At 60.6% G+C, this 18,945-nt stretch carries 23 protein-coding genes; 13 read left to right on the top strand and 10 right to left on the bottom strand.

Translation table 11 applies throughout. The features are described from left to right. Window positions 1-8: 8 nt before the first annotated feature. The 4 genes from ACFOOP_RS04930 to ACFOOP_RS04915 all read right to left on the bottom strand — a co-directional run bounded on the left by ACFOOP_RS04930 (window position 9) and on the right by ACFOOP_RS04915 (window position 3,816). Window positions 9-845, bottom strand: coding sequence for a ParA family protein (locus tag ACFOOP_RS04930; RefSeq protein WP_379879752.1), 837 nt, complete (start codon window positions 843-845; stop codon window positions 9-11). Beyond that, entirely contained in the window at window positions 826-1,452 is a 627-nt protein-coding gene (rsmG, locus tag ACFOOP_RS04925) for a 16S rRNA (guanine(527)-N(7))-methyltransferase RsmG (RefSeq protein WP_379879751.1), read from the bottom strand. The genes ACFOOP_RS04930 and rsmG overlap by 20 nt, the downstream gene beginning before the upstream one ends. A gap of 70 nt (window positions 1,453-1,522) precedes the next feature. Continuing rightward, window positions 1,523-3,484, bottom strand: a complete 1,962-nt coding sequence (gene mnmG, locus ACFOOP_RS04920) for a tRNA uridine-5-carboxymethylaminomethyl(34) synthesis enzyme MnmG (RefSeq protein ID WP_379879750.1) — start codon at window positions 3,482-3,484, stop codon at window positions 1,523-1,525. 107 nt (window positions 3,485-3,591) lie between these two features. Then, window positions 3,592-3,816, bottom strand: coding sequence for a hypothetical protein (locus ACFOOP_RS04915; RefSeq protein ID WP_379879749.1), 225 nt, complete (start codon window positions 3,814-3,816; stop codon window positions 3,592-3,594). 228 nt (window positions 3,817-4,044) lie between these two features. Here ACFOOP_RS04915 and ACFOOP_RS04910 point away from each other — a divergent pair, with 228 nt between their 5' ends. Beyond that, window positions 4,045-4,302, top strand: coding sequence for a hypothetical protein (locus ACFOOP_RS04910; protein ID WP_379879748.1), 258 nt, complete (start codon window positions 4,045-4,047; stop codon window positions 4,300-4,302). Window positions 4,303-4,304: 2 nt separating this feature from the next. On the opposite strand, the gene mnmE is transcribed toward ACFOOP_RS04910, so the two are convergent. The 3 genes from mnmE to ACFOOP_RS04895 all read right to left on the bottom strand — a co-directional run bounded on the left by mnmE (window position 4,305) and on the right by ACFOOP_RS04895 (window position 7,550). Next, window positions 4,305-5,678 (bottom strand): tRNA uridine-5-carboxymethylaminomethyl(34) synthesis GTPase MnmE, encoded by a 1,374-nt coding sequence (gene mnmE, locus ACFOOP_RS04905; protein ID WP_379879747.1) that lies wholly within the window; start codon window positions 5,676-5,678, stop codon window positions 4,305-4,307. A gap of 16 nt (window positions 5,679-5,694) precedes the next feature. After that, complete coding sequence (locus ACFOOP_RS04900) at window positions 5,695-5,928, bottom strand: DUF6489 family protein (protein ID WP_379879746.1); 234 nt, start codon at window positions 5,926-5,928, stop codon at window positions 5,695-5,697. Between the two features lie 101 nt (window positions 5,929-6,029). Further along, complete coding sequence (locus tag ACFOOP_RS04895) at window positions 6,030-7,550, bottom strand: amino acid permease (RefSeq protein ID WP_379879745.1); 1,521 nt, start codon at window positions 7,548-7,550, stop codon at window positions 6,030-6,032. 164 nt (window positions 7,551-7,714) lie between these two features. Between ACFOOP_RS04895 and ACFOOP_RS04890 the strand changes: the two genes are divergently transcribed. The 9 genes from ACFOOP_RS04890 (at window position 7,715) to ACFOOP_RS04850 (ending at window position 13,586) form a co-directional block, all read left to right on the top strand. Beyond that, window positions 7,715-8,686: a quinone oxidoreductase family protein gene (locus tag ACFOOP_RS04890; RefSeq protein WP_379879744.1), complete on the top strand. Its 972-nt coding sequence runs from the start codon at window positions 7,715-7,717 to the stop codon at window positions 8,684-8,686. A gap of 81 nt (window positions 8,687-8,767) precedes the next feature. Continuing rightward, window positions 8,768-9,247 (top strand): DUF4410 domain-containing protein, encoded by a 480-nt coding sequence (locus ACFOOP_RS04885; RefSeq protein WP_379879743.1) that lies wholly within the window; start codon window positions 8,768-8,770, stop codon window positions 9,245-9,247. Window positions 9,248-9,333: 86 nt separating this feature from the next. Next, a complete protein-coding gene (locus tag ACFOOP_RS04880; RefSeq protein WP_379879742.1) occupies window positions 9,334-10,296 on the top strand; it encodes a glycerophosphodiester phosphodiesterase family protein in 963 nt (320 codons plus the stop codon). Next, window positions 10,293-10,985 (top strand): YceI family protein, encoded by a 693-nt coding sequence (locus ACFOOP_RS04875; RefSeq protein ID WP_379879741.1) that lies wholly within the window; start codon window positions 10,293-10,295, stop codon window positions 10,983-10,985. Before ACFOOP_RS04880 ends, ACFOOP_RS04875 begins: the two co-directional genes overlap by 4 nt. Before the next feature lie 28 nt (window positions 10,986-11,013). Continuing rightward, a complete protein-coding gene (locus ACFOOP_RS04870; RefSeq protein ID WP_379879740.1) occupies window positions 11,014-11,667 on the top strand; it encodes a glutathione S-transferase family protein in 654 nt (217 codons plus the stop codon). A 53-nt stretch (window positions 11,668-11,720) separates the two neighbouring features. Beyond that, a complete protein-coding gene (locus tag ACFOOP_RS04865) occupies window positions 11,721-12,134 on the top strand; it encodes a response regulator transcription factor (RefSeq protein WP_379879739.1) in 414 nt (137 codons plus the stop codon). A 99-nt stretch (window positions 12,135-12,233) separates the two neighbouring features. Further along, the gene (locus ACFOOP_RS04860; protein WP_379879738.1) at window positions 12,234-12,650 is read left to right on the top strand and encodes a hypothetical protein; all 417 of its coding nucleotides are present in this window, start codon (window positions 12,234-12,236) and stop codon (window positions 12,648-12,650) included. A gap of 9 nt (window positions 12,651-12,659) precedes the next feature. Next, entirely contained in the window at window positions 12,660-13,031 is a 372-nt protein-coding gene (locus ACFOOP_RS04855; protein WP_379879737.1) for a VOC family protein, read from the top strand. A gap of 24 nt (window positions 13,032-13,055) precedes the next feature. Further along, window positions 13,056-13,586 carry a DUF4199 domain-containing protein gene (locus tag ACFOOP_RS04850; protein ID WP_379879736.1) on the top strand — a complete coding sequence of 177 codons (531 nt, stop codon included), beginning with the start codon at window positions 13,056-13,058 and terminating at the stop codon, window positions 13,584-13,586. A 53-nt stretch (window positions 13,587-13,639) separates the two neighbouring features. On the opposite strand, the gene ACFOOP_RS04845 is transcribed toward ACFOOP_RS04850, so the two are convergent. The 3 genes from ACFOOP_RS04845 to ACFOOP_RS04835 form a co-directional block, all read right to left on the bottom strand. Further along, window positions 13,640-14,125 (bottom strand): MarR family winged helix-turn-helix transcriptional regulator, encoded by a 486-nt coding sequence (locus ACFOOP_RS04845; protein WP_379879735.1) that lies wholly within the window; start codon window positions 14,123-14,125, stop codon window positions 13,640-13,642. Next, window positions 14,118-15,287, bottom strand: a complete 1,170-nt coding sequence (locus ACFOOP_RS04840) for an Acg family FMN-binding oxidoreductase (protein WP_379879734.1) — start codon at window positions 15,285-15,287, stop codon at window positions 14,118-14,120. Before ACFOOP_RS04840 ends, ACFOOP_RS04845 begins: the two co-directional genes overlap by 8 nt. Window positions 15,288-15,566: 279 nt before the next feature. Beyond that, entirely contained in the window at window positions 15,567-16,184 is a 618-nt protein-coding gene (locus ACFOOP_RS04835; RefSeq protein ID WP_379879733.1) for a glutathione S-transferase family protein, read from the bottom strand. 160 nt (window positions 16,185-16,344) lie between these two features. Between ACFOOP_RS04835 and ACFOOP_RS04830 the strand changes: the two genes are divergently transcribed. From ACFOOP_RS04830 to ACFOOP_RS04820, 3 genes are read left to right on the top strand one after another with little or no spacing between them, the layout of a single operon-like run. Further along, window positions 16,345-17,745: a cytochrome ubiquinol oxidase subunit I gene (locus tag ACFOOP_RS04830; RefSeq protein ID WP_379879732.1), complete on the top strand. Its 1,401-nt coding sequence runs from the start codon at window positions 16,345-16,347 to the stop codon at window positions 17,743-17,745. A 9-nt stretch (window positions 17,746-17,754) separates the two neighbouring features. Further along, window positions 17,755-18,792 (top strand): cytochrome d ubiquinol oxidase subunit II, encoded by a 1,038-nt coding sequence (cydB, locus tag ACFOOP_RS04825; RefSeq protein WP_379879731.1) that lies wholly within the window; start codon window positions 17,755-17,757, stop codon window positions 18,790-18,792. Beyond that, complete coding sequence (locus ACFOOP_RS04820) at window positions 18,785-18,943, top strand: hypothetical protein (protein WP_379879730.1); 159 nt, start codon at window positions 18,785-18,787, stop codon at window positions 18,941-18,943. Before cydB ends, ACFOOP_RS04820 begins: the two co-directional genes overlap by 8 nt. Window positions 18,944-18,945 lie beyond the last annotated feature (2 nt).

Genomic DNA, 18,945 nt, shown 5'->3' with positions numbered 1-18,945 from the left:
GCCTTCCCTTACGCCGCTTTCGGCCGCGTGCGCTCGCGTTGAATGACTTCCGAAGCAAGCTGGATATAGGCCTGGCTGCCCGGACATTTGAGATCGTAAAGAAGCGCCGGCTTGCCGTGCGACGGCGCTTCGGAGATGCGCACATTGCGCGGGATCACGGTGCGATAAACCTTGTCGCCGAAATGGCCGCGCACATCATCCTCGACCTGGTTAGTGAGATTGTTGCGCCGGTCATGCATGGTGAGCACCACGCCCTGAAGCTCCAGATCCGGATTAATTCGTGTACGGACTGTCTCGATGGTGCGGACGATCTGGCTGAGACCCTCCAGGGCGAAAAACTCGCATTGTAGGGGAATGATCACCGCCTGCGCCGCGGCGAGGGCGTTCACCGTCAACAAACTCAAAGAGGGCGGGCAATCAATCAGCACATAAGTGATGGGCGCGCCTTTTTCGCTCGCCGCGAACTCTTCGATCGCGTCTGCGAGACGGAAATGGCGCCGGTCGGCGTCGATCAGCTCGATTTCGGCGCCAGCGAGGTCGACCCCGGCCGGCGCCAGCACCAATCCCGGGATGTCGGTCTCGGTGACGGCCGCTTCGAGGCGGTAATCGCCCGACAACACCTCATAGGTCGTCACGCCGCGGTCGGCCGCGCGTATCCCAAGGCCTGTGGAGGCGTTCCCTTGAGGATCGAGGTCGATCAGCAGCACTTTTTCGCCCACCGCCGCAAGCGCAGTCGCGAGATTGATCGCGGTCGTGGTTTTGCCGACGCCGCCCTTCTGGTTGGCGATGGCGAGAACCCGGGGGGCGGAGGTCCGTCGTGAGGCGCTATTTCCGGACACGGGCAAGATTTCCGATTTCTAAAATGGCGGCGCGGGGGTCGGTCCGGCTCGGGTGTTTTATGACCTCCATATGCCAAGATTTAGCGGCCTCGGTCAATTCACCCTCTACATCTTGTCCCTTGAGCAGGAAATACCGGGTATTTTTACCTTGAATTCCAGCGCCATAGGCGAGCAATTTATCAAGCCGGGCGAGGGCGCGCGCGGTGATAATATCGGGCTTGAAACCAAGCCCTACCGATTCGATTCGCTCCGGCGCTACCTGCAAATTTTCGAGGCCCATTTTGGCGGCGGCCTCGCGCAGGAAGGCGCATTTCTTCTGCGTCGATTCAATCAGCGTGACCTGAACTCCCTTGGGCGCCAGCATCGCCGCGAGCACCAGCCCCGGAAAACCGGCGCCGGAGCCGAGATCCACCAGGTTTTTGGCGTTCCCGGGAAGCAGCGGCGCCAGTTGCGCAGAATCGAAGAAATGCCTCTCCCATCGGTCTTTAATGGTCGAGCGCGCAATCAGATTATGCCGCTCCGACCAATCGATCAGCACACGGTCCATCTCCAGCAGACGGTCGAATGTTTCACGTGGAACATTCGTATGGCTGAGAAAGTCTTCGGGGGTCATTGGCGGCGGTCTGTCGGCGGGATGTTTCTCCTTTCCCGTAAACGGGGGAGGAGAAGATCGCCACAGCAAATCATACCGCCTTCGCCTGCTTTTTTACCCAGGCCAGCAACAGGGCTAGAGCCGCCGGGGTGACGCCTTCAATCCGTCCGGCCTGACCGAGGGTCGCCGGTCTGGCGTCAACCAGCTTCTGGCGCACCTCATTTGAGAGGCCAGAGATCGCCGAATAGTCAAAATCGGCGGGCAGGGCGAGGCTTTCGTCCTTTTTGAAGGCGACAATGTCCGCCTCCTGCCGGTGCAGATATCCGGCATAGAGCGCGTCGAAAGCCAATTGTTCCGCCACCGCATCGTCCAGCTCGCCGATTTCCGGCCAGATCGCGCTCAGCGCCGCCAGATCGACCTCGGGCAGGGCCAAAAGGTCTGAAACTGAACGCCTCCGGCCATCCTGCTTCAGTTTGAGGCCATGTTTCGCCGCTTCGTTCGGGGTCAAGGCGGTTTCCGCCGCCCATTTGCGCGCCGCCGTCAGAGCCGATTGTTTCACGTGGAACAATTCGGCTCTATGCGTCCCGACAATTCCAGCGGCGATGCCGATGGGTGTGAGGCGCTGATCGGCATTGTCGGCGCGAAGCGTCAGGCGGTATTCCGCCCGGCTTGTGAACATGCGGTAGGGTTCTGTAACTCCGTTGGTTACAAGGTCATCAATCATCACGCCGATATAGGCCTCGGACCGGTCGAGGATGAAAGGCACCGGCTTGTCGGTCCCCGAAGAGAGCGCTGTCCGGGCGGCGTTCACCCCGGCCATCAGCCCTTGGGCCGCCGCTTCTTCATAGCCGGTGGTGCCGTTGATCTGGCCGGCGAGATAGAGGCCGGGCAGGGTGCGTGTCTCCAGCGTCCGGGTCAGTGAGCGCGGGTCCACATAATCATATTCGATGGCGTATCCATATCGTATGACCTCCGCATTCTCGAGCCCGGGAATAGTCTTCAGAAACGCCGCCTGCACATCCTCGGGCAGGGAGGTGGAGATCCCGTTGGGATAAACCGTCGTATCACCGCCCTGGCCGTCTTCCCCGGCGGGCAGGCCTTCCGGCTCCAGGAAGATCTGATGGCTCTCGCGCTCGGCGAAGCGCACCACCTTATCCTCGATGGACGGACAATAGCGCGGCCCCCGGCCGGAGATGGCGCCCCCATAGACCGCGGATTTACTGAGGTTCGCCTCGATGATCGCGTGGGTCTCCGCCGTCGTATAGGTGACGCCGCAGGCGATCTGCGGGACCGTGATTTCTGAGTTCAGGAAGGAAAACGGCACGGGCCGGGCGTCCGCCGGCTGCATTTCCAGCCGGTCCCATTCGATGGTGGCGCCATTCAGTCGCGCGGGCGTGCCGGTCTTCAGGCGGCCCATTTTGAGGCCCAGCCCGTAGAGCCGGTCAGCCAGACCGACCGACGGCGCCTCAACCCCGCCGCCCCAGGACTTGTCCTGCGCGCGCGCATTGGCGCGTCCCGCTGGAATGCGCTTGTCGCCAATGTGGATGACGCCTTTGAGGAAGGTGCCGGTGGTCAGCACCACCGCTCTGGCGGCGATACGCGTCCCGTCGGATGTAACGATTCCCGTGACACGCGGTCCGGTCACTGTTTCACGTGGAACATCGTCTTCGACAATCAGATCCTCGACCGCCGCTTCCAGAATATCGAGACCCGGATAGTCGCCCAGGATCGCCTGCATGGCCTCGCGATAAAGTTTGCGGTCCGCCTGTGCCCGCGGGCCGCGAACCGCCGGGCCCTTGGAGGCGTTGAGCATACGGAACTGGATGCCCGCCTGGTCGATGACCCGCGCCATGACGCCATCCAGAGCGTCGACTTCCCGCACCAGATGGCCCTTGCCAAGCCCGCCAATCGCCGGATTGCAGGACATTTCGCCAATCGTGTCGCGCCGGTGTGTGGCGAGCAGAGTCCGGGCCCCCGCGCGCGCGGCGGCGGCGGCCGCCTCGCAGCCCGCATGACCGCCTCCAATCACTATGACGTCGTAGTCTCTATCCATGTCCTGTTCCTATGGAGGCGGGATATAGGCCCCGGCCCGGCGCAATGCACCTGTTTTCCGGGCGCACTCTTTGTTTTTGAGGCCCGGAATGTTTCACGTGGAACAGATCAGTAAAAGCACGCGCCGGCGACGGTGACGACGATGAAGAGCCAGATCCCGTTGACGATCAGCGCCGGGACATGATCGAGGAGAACCTGCACAAGCCCGATCGGGCTTCGCGCGCCCAGCGCCTGCCGAAAAAGCTGGCGCAGCGTCAACAGGCACAAAAGGCTCACCAGAACCAAGAGCCCTGAGATGATCCAGAAAAACTGGCTGTCTGGCGCAAAACACATAGCCAAAGCCTAGCAGCCCGCGCTTTCCAATCCGTTCACGACCACAATCATAAGGCCTGGCGGAACGTGGGGGATGGATTTTTCCGTCACGAATTGTTGCGCAATATGGAGTGCGAAAGGCCCGAACTTTACAATTTGGAAAGCATAAGCCCGAAGCCCCTTTTCGGGCACGGGTGCTGCACTACCACCCCTATCGGAGCGCAACAAGACAAGAAGGGGCTCATACCTATGGCGCAAATCGCAATTCTTCGTTCCGGGGGAAAACCTTTATTCGGCGGGGCCGATCAGACCGACACGTCCCGTCTGGCCGCAACACAAGGCCAGGCGCTCGCCGACCAGCTCAATGAGCGCTTGAGAGAGAAATACCGCAATTACGAAAAAGCCGCCGCCCGGCTCGAACTCAGGGGCGATCACGATGCGGCGGAGCTATTACGCCGCGCCGCAGGCAAGGCGAGGATGCTGAAAAACGCCCCACCGGCCAAATAGGCTCACTTCCCGATACAAAAACGCGAGAAAATCTCGCCCAGAACATCCTCGACGCCCACGGCCCCGGTGATCTTGCCGAGGGACCGGGCGGCGAGGCGGGCGTCTTCGGCCGCCAGTTCCGGCGCGGCGGCAATATTTGCTTCCGCCCGGGTGAGGGCCGCGATCGCTTCTTCCACCGCAGCGGCGTGCCGCGCGCGGGTGAGGGCGGGGCCGTCATGATGCGCGCCCTCCACGGCCTTCTGCGTCAAAGCCTGAACAAGTTCGGCCATACCGGCGCCGGTTTTCGCCGACACGCTGAGCTCCGTATACGGAGAGTGTTCATTTTCGGGACTCGCAACAGCATTTAACTTGTCTGATTTGTTCCAGACGATGATGTCCCTGGGCTGAAGCAGATCGAGTGTTTCACGTGGAACATTTTCCACACCCCCCGATAACAATGTTTCACGTGAAACAACTGCGGCGGCGTCCAACACCAGTACGCGGACATCGGCCTCTTCGGCCCGCTTTTTCGCGCGTTTGACGCCTTCTTCCTCGATGACGTCACTGGCCATACCTCGCAGGCCGGCTGTGTCCGCGATGGTCGCCACAACGCCAAGATCGAGTCTCGTTTCGACAATATCGCGCGTCGTCCCGGCGATGTCGGAGACGATGGCGACCTCCGATCCCGCAAGCGCGTTGACAAGGGATGACTTGCCGGCGTTTGGCGGGCCGATGATCGCGATGGAAACGCCCTCGCGGATCTTCCGTGCACTGACGGACTGGTTAAGAAACGTGGTTAAGGAAGTCTTAAGGGCGGCGATGGCGGGCCCGGCGCGCGCGGCGACGGCGGCCGGCACATCGCCCTCATCGGGGAAATCGATGTCCGCTTCCAGCGGCGCCATGACCGCCAGAATGTCCTTTCGCCAGCGCTCCGCGGCCTCGGAAAGCCGCCCCTCGAGCTGACCCAAAGCCTGCTTTCTTTGCAGGCTCGTTTCGCTATCGATAAGGTCTGCGAGCGCCTCAACTTGGGCGAGATCGAGCTTGTCGTTTTTGAGGGCGCGGAGCGTGAACTCCCCAGCCTCGGCGGGCCGGGCGCCGGCGCGAGAGAGGGCGTCGTAAAGCGCCTCCTCCACCGCCCGCGACCCATGAAGGCTTAACTCTAAAGTGTCCTCGCCAGTGAAGCTTCTGGGCCCTTCAAAAAGTATGGCCAACCCCTGGTCGATGACAGACCCATCCGCCGGATCGCGCACGGCGACATAGGCCGCCTCGCGATTAACAATCGGTTTACCAACTAATTTCCTGAAAATACTGAAGGCTTCGGGGCCCGACAGGCGATAGACCGCGACACCGGCTTTTCCGGCGCCCGAGGCGCGCGCGAAAATGGTGTCCACAGCCATGGCGTCCGGCCTTCCGCTACTTCTTCTTCGGGGCCATGCCCATCATCGACTGGAACTGTTCGAAGCTTTTGCCGGACATCGCCATCCATTGCGCCATCAGCCGCTCCGGGTCGGCGAGGGTGTCCATATTCTCTTTCGCCCGCTTCTTCATTTCCTCGACGATCATGTTGTTCATGGGCTCAAGGTCCGGCTGGCCGAAAAACGCCCGGGCCTCCGCCGGGGTGCAGTCGATATTGACGGTGAGTTTCATCTTTGGGGGCTCCTTGGCTGGGCCACAAATGGTGGGGCCCAGCCCATAGCGCAATACGGCGCTAGGGGACAATCACTGCGGTCGCGGCAGGCCCAAATTGGTTAAATCGGCGGGACGGGAACCGGCGGGGCGTCTGGCTCCGCTTCAGCCACTTCGACAATGCCCCGCCCGAGATGACTGTGGCCGCGGCTATAGACGAAATAGACCGCCAGACCGAGCACCGCCCAGCCGGCGAACAAGGCCAGCGTATAGGCCGACAGGCTGAAAAAGAGATAGACGCAGCCCAAAATTGAAACCGGCGCGATCACATAAACCGCCGGGGTGCGGAATGGGCGGGCGCGGGCCGGATCAGTGCGCCGCAGCACCATGACCGCGACCGAGACCATGGCGAAGGCGAACAATGTCCCGGAATTGGAAATATCGGCGAGCGCGCCAACGGGAAAGAAAGCCGCGAAAATCGCCACGAAGATCCCGGTGACGATGGTGATGACGTGAGGCGTCTTAAATCGGGGGTGTACGGATGAAAACACTTCCGGCAACAGCCCGTCGCGGCTCATCACGAAGAAAATCCGGGTCTGACCGAACATCATCATCAGGATCACCGAAGGCAGGGCGATGCCCGCCGCCAGCCCCACAAGATTGCCGATCTGCGGCCAGCCGATTTCGCGCAAGGTCCAGGCGAGCGCTTCCTTCGAACAGACAACAGCGCCGTTATTGATGGCGTCGCAGGCGGCAGTGAGGTCAGCGCTGCCCGGATGGATCGCCGCGCCTTCAGGCGTCAAAAGCGGATGCGCTCCGACCGTGCCGATGACGCCCGCCGACACCAGCATGTAAAAGACCGTGCAGATCCCGAGCGAACCGATCAGGCCGATGGGCATATTGCGCTGGGGATTGCGGGTTTCCTCGGCGGCGGTCGACACCGCGTCAAAGCCCACATAGGCGAAGAAAATGGATGCGGCGGCGGCGGAAATCCCGCCAAAGCCAAGCGGCGCGAAAGGCTCGAAATTCTCCGCCCTCATGACGGGGAGCGCGAGCGCGATAAACGCCGTCAGGGCGACGATCTTGACGCAGACAAGCACCGCGTTGACGCGCGCGCTTTCCGTCGTGCCCACCACCAGCAAGGCGGTGACCGCAAGCGCGATCAGCGCGGCGGGAAGGTTGATGACACCCCCGGCGGCGGGGCCCAGGGTCAGGCTCGCGGGCAGATCGATCCCCGCAACATGGCTCAAAAGCCCGACAACATAACCGGACCAGCCCACAGACACCGCGCCCGCCGCAATGGCGTATTCCAGCACCAGCGCCCAGCCCACCATCCACGCGAAAAGCTCGCCCAGCACCGCATAGGTGTAGGTATAGGCGGAGCCCGAGACGGGAACCATCGCCGCGAGCTCAGCGTAACACAGCGCCGCCACGGCGCAGACCGCGCCCGCGATGACGAAGGAAACCATCATGCCAGGCCCGGCCTTTTGCGCCGCCTCCGCCGTCAGAACGAAAATTCCTGTGCCGATAATTGCGCCGACGCCCAGCATGGTGAGATGAAAAGCGCCAAGCGTGCGCGGCAACGCCTTCTTCCCGGCGGTGGCCAGGATGGCGTCGAGCGACTTCACCCGATCGAAAATCATATGAGAGAGGACTTTCAGAAAACCGGCCAAACGCCGGCGCGCAAAAGGCTACGCCGAATTTTACGCTGCGCAAGATGGATTTTCACGGGACGTCTGCGTGGCCTCGCTTCATCTTTCTGCTAAGCAAGGAGTAGCGACCAGCATGAAGGAGACCCTCTGAAGCCATGAGCAAAGCCGTCTTTCTCGATGACCATGGCGGACCCGAAGGGTTCTCCCTGCGCGATCATGACCTTCCTGCGCCGGGCTTTGGCCAGATCCAGCTGCGCCACACAGCCATCGGTCTCAACTTCATCGATATCTATCAGCGCAAGGGATTATACCCGGTTGAATTACCTGCGATTTTAGGGTCGGAGGCGGCCGGCGTGATAGAGGCTGTGGGCGAGGGCGCTTCCGGCTTCGCCCCCGGTGATCGCGTCGCTTGCCTCTATTCGTCCGGCGCCTATGCGGAACGCGCTAACTGCGCCGCCGTGATGTGCGCGAAAGTCCCCGACGGCGTCAGTGATGAACAGGCTGCGGCGGTCTTCCTGAAAGGGCTCACCGCCGAGATGCTGGTGCGCCAGGTCTATCCGCTGAAAGCCGGCGACACCTGTCTTGTTCACGCGGCGGTCGGCGGGGTCGGCACCTTGCTGTGCCAATGGGCGAAACATCTTGGCGCGCGCGTGATCGCGATTGTCGGGTCGCCCGAGAAAGAAAGCATCGCGCGCGAGAACGGCGCCGATGAGATTATCATTCGTACACAGACGGATAACATCGCCAGCGATGTGCGCCGCCTGACCGGCGGCAAGGGCGTCGAGGTGGTCTACGATTCCGTCGGCGAGGCGACATTCGAAGCCTCGCTCGACAGTCTGGCGTTGCGCGGCCACATGGTGACCTTCGGCAACGCCTCCGGCCCTGTCCCGGCGGTGGCCCCGCTGGAGTTGATGCGGCGCGGCTCCCTGACGCTGACCCGGCCCTCTCTGTTTCACTACGCCACCCCGGACCGGCTCCCGGCGATGGCCGCGACCCTGTTTGAGATGGTCGCGAAAGGCGCCCTTAAACCGAAGATTGAGCGCCGCTTTCCCTTAAGCGATGTTGCGGGCGCCCACCGCCTCTTGGAGAGCGGACAAAGCGCCGGGGCGATTGTGCTGTCCGTCTGACAAGTCTTCAGCTTTCAAAAGCAGACTTTACCGATTATTCTGCGGTTATTCATGCCGCTAATAATAAAGAGAGGATTCCCAATGAAGTTGTTGAACATAGCCGCCGCCGGTCTGCTCCTGGCGATCGCTGGATGCGCCAGCGCGACCACGACTGTGCTTGAGCCAACCAGCGTATCCGTAAAATCCTCCACCATCGCCGTCGCGCATGGCGACGACACGGTGCCGATTGATCCAGAATACAGCGCTTACTTCCGCACCAAGCTGGGCGAAGAGCTTTATAATGAAGGTGGTTTTGCTGAAGGCGGCGGCGTCACCTTGCGTTACCGTTTTCTGCAGCTCGACGAAGGCAGCCGCGCCGCCCGTTACATGCTCGGACCGATTGCCGGTAAAGGCTCTATGACCATCGAAATTCTGTTCCTTGATCCAGAAGGCGTGGAACTCTCTAAAATCCATACCGGCGGAGAAATCTCCGGCGGCCTCTTTGGGGGATCGTTCAAGTCCGCGCTGGACAAGGCCGCGAAAGAAGCGGCGGAATACGCCATTCACAACTTCCTTCAATAACCGCATCACCGACCGACGCCCCCGCCTTCATATGGCGATGGGCGTCGGGGCGAATGTGTTAACCTTACGTATTCAAGTGTTTTCAAATGGATAGATGGTTAATCGCCGTTAGCTTTTGCGCGCTCGCTGCTTGCGGTGACTCTGTAACCAACACGGATTCATATGGGCTTTCGTCTTCTGACGGCTGGTCGATCGCGCCGGACGGCGACCTCAACAGCTTTTTTGAGTGCCTTGAGGGGAACGGCGCGGCGCTCATTTCCGCCCATCGCGGCGGGCCCTATCCGGGCTATCCGGAGAACGCGGTCGAGACCATGGCGGCCCTGATAGCGGATATCCCTGCGATCATGGAGATCGATGTGGCGACCTCGGCCGACGGCGCGCTCTATCTCCATCATGACGACACGCTGGAGCGGACAACGACAGGCGCCGGACCCGCCGACGCGCTTTCCTGGGCTGAAATTTCCCGGCTCACCCTTGAAGACAATGACGGGCGCAAGACGGCGTTCGCCCCCACCTATTTCGCGGACGCGCTGCGCTGGGCTGAGGATCGCACGATCCTCCAGATCGATTTCAAAAAAACGACGCGCTATGAAGACGTGATCGCGGAAATAAAAAATCAGGATGCGGAAGATCGCGTCATCCTGATCGCCTATTCCATGGCGTCGGCGGCGAAGCTCCACAAGCTGCTGCCCCGCGCCATGATCTCGCTTTCCCTCGACACCCAGTCGGAGCTTAATCGCGCCGTCGCCGCTGGCATTCCCGACGATCACCTTATTGGTTTCACCGGAACCGAAGATCCGCGCCCGAGATTATTCTCGATTCTCAATGGCCGCGATGTGGAAGTGATCTTCGGCACGCTGGGCGGGCGCGATTCCATTGACGAAGATATCGCCCGCTCCGGCTATGAAGCGCTTTACGCCGATATCGCGAGCCAGGGCGCCGACATCATCGCCACCGACCGACCGCGCGAGGCCTATGCGGCGCTGAAAGCCGCGGGACGCGCGCCGGAAGCCGGCGAGTGCGGCATTACCCAGGAGAGTTCCTCTTGAAATTCAATGCCTTAGCTATCTTGTCCACAATCTTGCTGGCCGCCTGTAGCGACGCCCCGGAAAGCGCCGGCGCCAACGCAACACCGCCCATAGAAGCGGCGGCCGAGATCAACGCACCCGCCGGCGAATACCGGACCGACCCGGCTCATGCGACCCTCGTATTTCGCATCCTCCATATGGGCCTGTCGCATTATACGGCCGGGTTTTCGGACTTCAGCGCAACGTTGTATTTCGATCCGGCGGCGCCAGAGACCATGAATGTCAGCGCCGTCATTAATGTCCGTTCCCTGACAATTCCCAACCCGCCGGAAGGCTTTCACGATACATTGCTCGGCCCCGACTGGCTCAAAGCCGCGGATTACCCAAACATCACCTTCACCTCGACCAGGGTCACCCGGACCGGCGCGCGAACCGCCAATGTCGAGGGTGAGCTGACATTGCTGGGCGTCACCGCGCCGGTGACAATGGAGGCTGAATTTGTCGGCGGCTATCCCGGCTTTCATCCCCATGATCCGCAAGCCCGGATCGGTTTCTCCGCACACGGAATATTACATCGCGCCGATTTCGGCATGACCCAGTATCTGCCGACGAATGAGTCGCCGGGCGCCTTGAGCAACGAAATCGAGTTCCGCATCGACGCTGAATTTCTGGGCCCGCCAACCCCGCCGGAGATTACCGAGGCTCCTTAATTTATATTGTTTTACAAAGGCTTGCGCCATGATCGCCATCCACACCGTCGACTGGGTTCCGGATTTCGCGCGCGGCCTGTTGCGCGATCTGCGCCTGCGATGGGCGCTTGAAGAAGCAGGCCTTCCCTATGAAATGAAATTTGTGCCGCTGGGCGGGCGCGATGCGCAGGACTGGCGCGCGAGACAACCCTTCGGCCAGATCCCGGTCTATGAAGAAGACGGCAAGACCATGTTTGAAACCGGCGCCATTCTGCTTCATCTCGCAGAGAAGTCAGACAAGCTGGCGCCCGGCGACGCAGACGCCAAAGCGGAGATGACGACCTGGCTGTTCGCGGCGCTCAACACCGTAGAGCCGCAGTTACAAGCGCTCGTCATGCATGACCGTTTCCACCGCGACAAGGACTGGTATCAAGGCGCGCGCGACGGCGTAGAGGAGATCGCAAAAAAGCGGTTAGGCGATCTCGCATCGGTTCTCGAAAGCCGCGACTTCCTCGCTGGCGGCCGGCTCACCGTCGCAGACATCGCCATGGCGACGGTGTTGAGGATCGTCATGCACACTGATCTTGTAACGCGCGATAATCGCCTGGCCGCCTATCTGAAACGCTGCGAAGGCCGGCCCGCCTTCCAAAAGGCGCTCAGCGATCAGCTCGCCGATATCGACGCCCATGCGCCGAAGGGCTGATTGGCCAAAAAGCTGATCTGGAAGCCGCAGCCGCTTTTGGGCAGAATGGCCGCATGAAACGCACTATCGCCCTTTACGCTCTCGGATTGGCGCTCGCCGCCATGGCGCTGTCCTGGCTCGAATTCAAATATGTGACCCGGGTCCATGCGGGCGAGATTTATCTTCTCCTGATTGCGGCGGCTTTCACGGGGCTCGGCGCCTGGGCGGGCTCGCGCCTCACCCGCAAATCGGCGCCGCCCGCTTTTGAGATCAACCGCGCGGCCCTCGCCTCGCTCGGCATTACCGGCCGCGAACACGAAACACTGGCGGCGCTCGCCGAAGGCCTCTCCAACAAGGAGATCGCAAGGCGCTTCAACGTTTCCCCGAATACTGTGAAGACGCAGTTGTCGAGCCTTTATGACAAGCTCGAGGTCTCGCGCCGCACCCAGGCCATTCAGAAGGCGCGCGCGCTGGCGCTGATCCCTTAACCTGCTGAAATCGCCGTATTTCACCCTTTCGGGCGATGGCGAAACCCCTCCACCCATCCCAGACTTTTGCGCAAATGACGGCGCCGAAAGAGGGAAAAGATGGACGAATTCTGTCAGGGTCTCGATGACATGACAGCCGCGCTCGCCAAGGCGATCCATGACGCCGTCCGTCAGGGAGACAAGACCGTGACCATGAGTTTCAGCGCCTTTAACAACGCAAAAGCCGCCCTGCGCTATCGCGAACAGGACGTCATCAAATACGCCCTCACCCACACAGTGCGCGGCCTCAGCTTTCATTCCATGGTGATGTATTCAAGCGACGAAACCCTGCGCTTCGCCCGGGCCCGGCTGACGGGTGTGCGTCTCCAAAAGGGCTGTTTCACCATCACCGCCCCCTGCGCGTTCGACCTTCCCGGGTTCCGCGACTTCATAGGCTGCAACGCACGCCAGAACTTCCAGCCTGTGATTGAGCGCTATGCGCGCCGGGCCCGCCGCAAAACACTCGCCGCACAATAGGAGGAAACTATGGGGGCGCCTGTAATCCGTTTTGACATTGGCTGCCGCGATAAGGCGAAAACCGTCGCGTTCTATGAAAAGGTTTTTGACTGGACCCCGAAGCAAGCCCCGTTCAACACCGAAATGGAAACCGGCGGCGGCAAGGGCATCGACGGCGCCGTCACGGCGCTCGGCCATGAACCGCACAACTATGTCATGATCTATCTCGAAGTCGCGGATGTGAATGCGGCCTGCGAGGCGATCCGCGCCGAGGGGGGCCAAGTGACGGTCGGGCCGGTGGAAATCCCCGGTGAGGCCCCGGGCGGCGGCGGAAAATTCGCCTGGTTCAAGGACCCCGAAGGCAATCAACTGGCGGTTTTCGAGCCGCCCGCGACAGCATAAACATCAACAAAACGGGAGACCCAAATGCTTCGCATCGCTCTGATTTACGGCGCCATATCCGGCGCCATCACCATCGCCGTCATGAGTCTCGGCATCAACAGCACCGACACGCTCGGCGAAGGCTCCAGCAGCGCGATTTTCGGTTACACGGTGATGCTGGTTGCGCTGATCCTCATTTTCCTGGGGGTGAAGCGCTATCGCGATCGCGATCTTGGCGGCGTCATCAAATTCGCACCGGCCTTCGGCCTCGGCCTCGCGATCGCCAGCGTCGCAGGCGTTTTTTACGTGATTGGCTGGGAGATCAATCTCGCCGCCACCGACTACGCCTTCGTCAATCAATATCCCGAAGCAGTCATCACCCAGAAAGAGGCGGCCGGGGCAAGCCCGGAACAACTGCAAAAGCTGACTGACGACATGGCGAAATTTGCAGAGCAATATAAAAACCCGCTCTACCGGTTGCCGATCACCTTCCTGGAAATCTTTCCTGTCGGTCTCATCGTGGCGTTGATCTCAGCCGCGATCCTGCGCAACCCGAAAGCGTTTCCGGCGCGCTAGATTATCGCCGCACATTTCATCAGAAAATCGGTTTCCGCTTTTCCGAATGCGCTCTAACGCACTGAATCAATGAGGATTCTAAGGCGCGTCAGTTCGCCCAGCATGGCGCCCCAGTCAGCGCCGGGCGTTCCGTCCTTCAAGGCGGCGAGGCCCGGCGCAACCGCTTTGACGGCGCGGTCGCGCGCCGCCCGACCCGTCGGCGTCACCTTCACGCGCTTCACCCGGCGATCCTCCGTATCCGGAATAAGATCGACATAGTTCTTGTCCGTCAGTTTTTTCACAGTCGAGGACATAGAGGGCTGGGCCACCTGCATAGCCGACGCGATTTCACCGATCGTCTGCTGCACGCCAAGCCGCAATAAATGATTGAGGACGCCGAACTGCGCGAGCGTGAGCCCGCCCGGCATCAACCGTTCAAACTCACGATCGGCGAGATTGGAGATAATCGAGATCTCCGTCAGCACCTTGAAAAGAACCGGATCGCCCGGCAGCCCCGCCTGGGCTTCCGCGCTCGCGAGGCCGTCATTTTTATCATCCATCGGCGGCGATCAACCTCGTCTCGAGGGGCCACCGCGGCGCGGCCGGGCCGGGCTTGGCGTAGCCGAAGCGAAACAGCCCCTGAAGTCGTCCGTCGGTCGGACCCGCAGGCGTCTCGATCCCAGTAAAGTCATGAATTTCCTCATATATATCCGCCATCTCGGGAAACTCCTGCAGCGCCTGGCTGAATGGCTGCATGGAAAGACCGAGCGCCGTCGCCGCCAGTTGCATACGCACCCAACCCGCCCCGGCGCGCAACTGATCCGTACGGGAATTACTAGACGTGGAAAGCCAGCCAAAGGCCATCGAGGTGTCAATATTCTTATTATAGAAATCCAGGGTCGCCTGATAGGCGGCGGAGCCTTTTTCGTCCATCTTCTCTTTCGTCAGCATACCCATCAAATGCGCCGCTTCCATGGCCGGACCAAACAGGGAGATGCCGTCCGGATTGGCGTTGATTTGATCGTCGCCGATGCGCGTGAGCATGGCGGATTCATGGCGTGTCGCATCTGTCTCCAGTTCGACGCGCCAACCTGCGCGGCAAATGGTTTTCAACGCCGCAACATTGGCGGCGTCATTCACCCATTCGAATTCGCCGTCCCCGGGACGCAACGCCTTATCGAGCGCATTCAATGTCTCTGCGCTGACAGGCCGGCTCTGATCGAAAGCGACGCGAGATGTGCGACGGTTGAGAATCTGCGCAAATAAAGGGTCTTTCACATCAGTCTTCTTAACAAACCGGATGCTGGCGATGGACCGCCCGTCAAGGCGTGGTTGCGGTTCGCCTTCCGGAAAACGCTCAATGTCGAGCCCGAAACCCTGCTCGGCCGCCGCCAGACGAAGCAGCTCCAGAAACGCCCCGAGGCCGATGACGATCTGCCGGTCCTGCGGATCGGTGTCGCGCAGGAGCCGGGTCTCATCGCAAAAAAGCGTAAGCGCGTCATCGCCATCAAGACGAATAAGCCAGGGCTGCATATTGTGAGGGTTGGGCGCCAGCACCGCATAGGAAAGCGCATCGAGGCGTATGTCGCCAAAACCCGTTCCCGCCATCCGCCACGGCGCACGCGCCTTTGACAGATCCGAATGCAGCAGCGGCGCAACTCCGGCGCCCAACAGGACCACGGCGCCGGCGCCGGTCCACAAAATCGCGCGTCTCGTGACCATGGGTTTTCTCCTCCCACCGCCATATATAGACGCCTATTATATAGATGTCTATATATTTTACGCCACCTTGATCTACCAATGAAAAACCATGGCCAATTTATACAATCATGCGCTGAAAAAAGGGGGCATAGGATCGCCCGTGGCGCGCCAGTGGGAGAGCCGTTATCGCAACGGCGGCCCGCCATGACATCTCAAGGGGAGACCCGTGGGGGGATGGGAACGCCGCGGCGCCGTGAGGCCCGCGGTTTTTTCATGCGCGCCAATATTGCAATCGTCTTCTCAGGGTTTAAGCGCCGAAGCCTGCTTCCATCCATCACGCTCGGATAGCCGCGCAAAATACGCGGCGGTCTTTTCCCCCATCAATGCGCCATTACGAGAGACCTTCACCAGAAACAGGATGTAGCCGACAGAAATATCGGCCAGCGAAAACTCGTCCAGCAAATAGCCGTCAGCCTCGAGGTTGCTTTCAAGGAAGTTGAGGCATGTCTTCATCTCCCCTTCCGCCCAGAGACGCATGGATTCAATCCGAAATTCTTCCGGCAACAGCATGGAATGGCCGAGAAGCTGTCCCACATAGCCGCCCATGCCCGCCTCGCCGAACTCCATCCATTGCAGATAATCGCCATAATCCGTATGCGAAGCATTTCGGCTCAGCGCGCCCTTAGCGTATTTATTTGAAAGATATTCAATGATCGCGACGGATTCGATCATGCGTTTACCGCCATCGAAAAAGACCGGCGTCTTGCCGAGCGGATTGAGTTTCAAATATTCAGGCTCTTTCAGTTTCGCGCGATCAAAAACCCGTGTCTCAATCTCGAGATCAAGCCCAAGTTCATAGCCCGCCCACGCGACGCGTAGGCTACGCGTCATGGGAAAATGTATAAGTTTCAATGACATAAATCCTCCATTCCGCTCAGCATAAAACGCTCCCGCCGCGGGGCAAGGCTGATGCGCAGACGACTTGCCAATGATCCAATGCGGCAACAGGTCTCTGGGGTCGCAGCTTTCGCCCCAGTAAGCGACCGCCTATAGCAAGCGCACGCAACGGAGCTTCCTGATGGAACTTGACGCGTTAATTTTGTCGCGCCTGCAATTTGCTTTTGTTGTCGCATTTCACATCATGTTTCCCGCTTTCACCATCGGGCTCGCTTCCTTTTTGGCGGTCTGTGAAGGCTTGTGGCTGAAAACGAAACGCGACGTTTTCCTGAAGCTCTATCTGCACTGGGTAAAGATTTTCGCGCTCGCCTTCGCCATGGGCGTCGTCTCCGGCGTGGTGATGAGTTACCAGTTCGGCACCAACTGGTCAGTGTTCTCCGACAAGGCGGGGTCGGTCATCGGTCCGCTGCTTGGCTATGAAGTGCTGACGGCGTTTTTCCTCGAAGCGACCTTTCTCGGCGTCATGCTGTTCGGCTGGAAGCGGGTCGGCAAACGGCTGCATTTCATCGCCACCTGCGCGGTCGCCATCGGCACCACCATTTCCGCTTTCTGGATTCTTTCCGCCAATAGCTGGATGCAGACGCCGGTCGGCTACGCCATTGACGCCGCCGGTAATTTCTATGCGACGGACTGGCTCGAAGTGATTTTCAGCCCGAGTTTTCCTTCGCGCTTCGTGCACATGATGCTGGCGGCCTATATTACGACAGCCGCGGTGGTGATGGCCGCCGGCGCGATCCAGGTTTTGCGCGGCCGTGTGGCGCAGGCGACGCGCTATCAGATGCGCATGGCGGCGGGCACGTTGGCGCTGTTGATGCCGCTGCAGATCTGGGCCGGTCACTGGTCCGGCGAGATCGCCCATGAATATCAGCCCGCCAAAGTCGCCGCCATGGAGGGCTGGTGGGAGAGCGCCGATAAACAGGGAACAATTCTTTTCGGCATTCCTGACGAAGAAGCCGAGAAAACACGTCTCAAAGTCGAGATACCGAACACCAGCGATTATCTCTTCCCCGGGGCGGAAGAGTTGCACGGCCTTAAGGAGTTCTCAAAGCAGGATCGCCCGCCGGTCTTCATCACCTTCTGGGCGTTCCGCATCATGGTCGGCGCCGGGCTCGCCATGCTGGTCATAGGCTGGTGGGGCCTGTGGCTCTGGCGCAAGGACAGCATCCAGAAACCGGGTCTGTTTCACTGGCTCGCAGTCCCCGGCGGCGCGCTCGGCTTTATCGCTGTGATTTCCGGCTGGGTGACCGCCGAGGTTGGACGCCAGCCTTACACCGTATACGGAGTGTTGCGCACCGAAGACAGCGTCGCGCCCGTCGCCGCCGGCCAGGTCGGAACGACTCTCCTGATTTTCATGGTCGTCTACGCCATCGTCTTCACCGCCGGGGTTGTCTATATGGGTCGCATCGCGACGCGCGGCTTTGACGATGAGCCCGCCGGACCGCCAGAGGAAGAACGGCGCGCGCCAGGCTCTCCCATGGGCGCCGTCGATGAACCCGCCAAAACCGCAGAAGATGAGGATTAGGAGGCGAGTATGGATCTGCCGCTGATCTGGGCCGGGCTCATCGCCGTCGCGGTCATGCTCTATGTGCTCCTCGACGGGTTCGATCTCGGCGTCGGCATGCTCTGTCATTTCGCTGATGACGAAGAAGAACGATCAATGATGACGGCCACCATCGAACCGGTCTGGGACGGCAATGAAACCTGGCTGGTGCTTGGCGGCGGCGGACTTTTCGCGGCCTTTCCCCTCGCTTACGCGATCATCATGCCGGCTTTTTATCTGCCGATCACTATCATGCTGGCGGCGCTGATATTTCGCGGCGTGGCGTTTGAATTCCGGCACAAGGCGGTGCGCAAAACCACCAAACGCTTCTGGAATGGCGCCTTCGCCGGCGGCTCGTTCGCCGCTGCGGCGATGCAGGGGCTTATTCTCGGCGCCTTCGTACAAGGGATCGCAGTTGAAGGGCGCGCCTATGCAGGCGGACCGTTTGACTGGCTGACGCCGTTTTCAGTGCTCACTTCGGCCTCGGTGATTATCGGTTATGTGCTGCTCGGCGCCTGCTGGCTGGTCCTGAAAACCGAGGGCCCCACGCAACAGGGCGCGCGCAAATGGGCCCGCCGGGCGCTGCTCGGCGCCACCATCGCCATGGCCGCAGTGAGCCTCGCGACGCTCTCCATCGATCCGCGCGTGACGGAACGCTGGGGCGTTTCCATGAGCGCCATCGATTTTTCAAAATTCATCACGGTCGCGCCGGTGCCGATTATCACGGCGGCGCTGATTATCTGGCTGTGGCGCGATGTGGTGATGAAACCGGAAAAAGCGCCGGACTGGCGGCCCTATCTTCTCTCCGCCGGGGTTTTTCTCACCGGCTATGTCGGCCTCGCTATCTCGCTGTTTCCCTATAATGTGCCCTTCGCCAAAACCATCTGGGAAACCGCGGCGCGCGACAATGCGCTGGGTTTGATGCTCGCCGGCGCCGGCGTGATGCTGCCGGTGATCCTGATCTACACCGTCTATGTCTATTCCCTGTTCTGGGGAAAGGTGAAGCCCGGCGACGGCTATCATGGCTGAGCGCTTCACCCCCGTAGGGCCGCCGTCAGATAATGAAAAACCGGCGCCGCTCGGACGCCGGTTCTTTTGGTTTTTCGCGCTGGCTCTGGCAAGCCTCGCTGCGGTGGCGAGCCTTGCTTATCTCCTGCGGGCGATCCTGTTTTCCGCCTGATC

The organism is Hyphococcus aureus (assembly GCF_042643165.1).
Taxonomy (GTDB): Bacteria; Pseudomonadota; Alphaproteobacteria; order Caulobacterales; family Parvularculaceae; genus Hyphococcus; species Hyphococcus aureus.
This window is presented reverse-complemented; position numbering and strand designations above follow the sequence as displayed.